This is a genomic window from Dehalococcoidales bacterium (assembly GCA_028716225.1).
GTDB lineage: Bacteria > Chloroflexota > Dehalococcoidia > Dehalococcoidales > UBA5760 > UBA5760.
Map to the genome: position 1 here is coordinate 1 of JAQUQE010000151.1, position 1,547 is coordinate 1,547.

At 55.0% G+C, this 1,547-nt stretch carries 2 protein-coding genes; both read left to right on the forward strand.

The window, feature by feature from the left end:
* A partial coding sequence (locus PHI12_15115) for a hypothetical protein (GenBank protein MDD5512114.1) occupies positions 1-832 on the forward strand: 832 nt, incomplete at its 5' end.
* Positions 832-1,547 (forward strand): hypothetical protein (locus PHI12_15120; protein ID MDD5512115.1); only part of this gene is annotated, 716 nt, incomplete at its 3' end. The genes PHI12_15115 and PHI12_15120, both read left to right, overlap by 1 nt.

Genomic DNA, 1,547 nt, shown 5'->3' on the forward strand with positions numbered 1-1,547 from the left:
AGGCAGCTTTGACCCGACGGTTGTTTTGGAGGAAGTGCCCAACGGCACCGGCGGGCACCAGAGCCGGTGGATAGATGCCGCGGTCTTCGAGATGTGGCCGAGCAAGGGGCTGTCCAGATCCGCTTTTGAGATAAAGGTCAGCCGGCAGGATTTCCTGCACGAGCTGCAGCAGCCGGAGAAGCACCTGTGGTGCAAAGAGTGTTTCCACTACTTCTGGTTTGTGGCTCCGAAGGACGTGGTAAAGAGCCTTGACGAGCTGCCACCCGGAGCCGGCTGGATGTACCCGTCCGGAACCAGGCTGTGTATCAAGAAACATGCGGCCCGCAACGACTCGCCGCGTTTGGACGATAAGCTGCTGGCGGCTTTCATGCGGGCGGCCAGCAAGCGTATCGACACTATAGGAGAAGCTGCCAAGCGTGAGCTGAACGCGAATAACCCCGAGTTGAGCAAGGCCAAAGAGTACGAGAAAGCGGTCGTTAAGTTTTTGTTCGACAACGGCAGGAAAAACTACCATCCATGGCCTGAAGACGCCGCCGGTATTCTGAGCATGCTCTACGAAGCGAAGATGGATAAAGGGTTGAAGGAAGACCGCGAGCATCTCGAGACGATCGCACGGCGTTTCCAAGAGAGCGTTATCAGCCTCATGAACATGTTCCTGGTGGTCGCCAATAAAGGATTGATGGCCCGCAACGAGCTCGGTGAGCACATCGTCAGTGCTTATGGCAGTCCATCCGACGAGAGTGTGTCTATATTGAAGAAGCATCAGAAGGACAACTGGCAAGAGATACACGATATCATACTGAAACTATCGGAGGGAAAGGAGCCTAAATAATGAAATGCCCGCTGTGTAAAGATAAAGAGTTACTGCCGGCGCGGACCAGGGAGGACCACAAGGAAGCCGACGCCCTGAAGTGTGTCTACTGCGCGGCGATGTTCCAGATGGACGAAACCAACCACCTGCGCCGCTTGATGCCTCCGCCTGTAAGCGTTGCTCCTGCAATAACACACACCGCCGCTCTCGCCGGCGCAGGGCTTAAAACCTGCCATAAACCTGCCAAACCTGCCGCTCCGAAACCAGCCAATAGTAAGATAGACGACCACGACAAGAGCGAGATATTCAAACGTCTTGTAATGGGTGAGAAGACGGTGGCGATCGCGGCGGCGGTAGGCTGTAAGAAGCAGACTGTGAGTAACTACAAGTTCTATCATAAAGCTAACATAGCCGCGGCGCAAAAGGCTCTCAAAAACCCGGGTACTAAAGTGGACGAAAAAGCAGAGGGTCCTAAGAAAGTAGTCCACTCGAAGGCCGGGGAGGTAAGGAAAGGGGCGGACGAAAATCACGACAAAACCACTTACACTTTCCAGGAGCGGCTGGCCATCATCGCCGAGGTCAGATCCGGCGGCGCCGATCGACTGAATATAGTGAGCAAGAAGTACGGATTGACCATGGGGCAGCTGAGAGGTTATCTGGCCCGGGAGAGCTACTACCGCCAAGCCGCTGTCTCCGGAAGGAAAAATATCAAGAGCGCCAGGCAGCACAGGGCTTT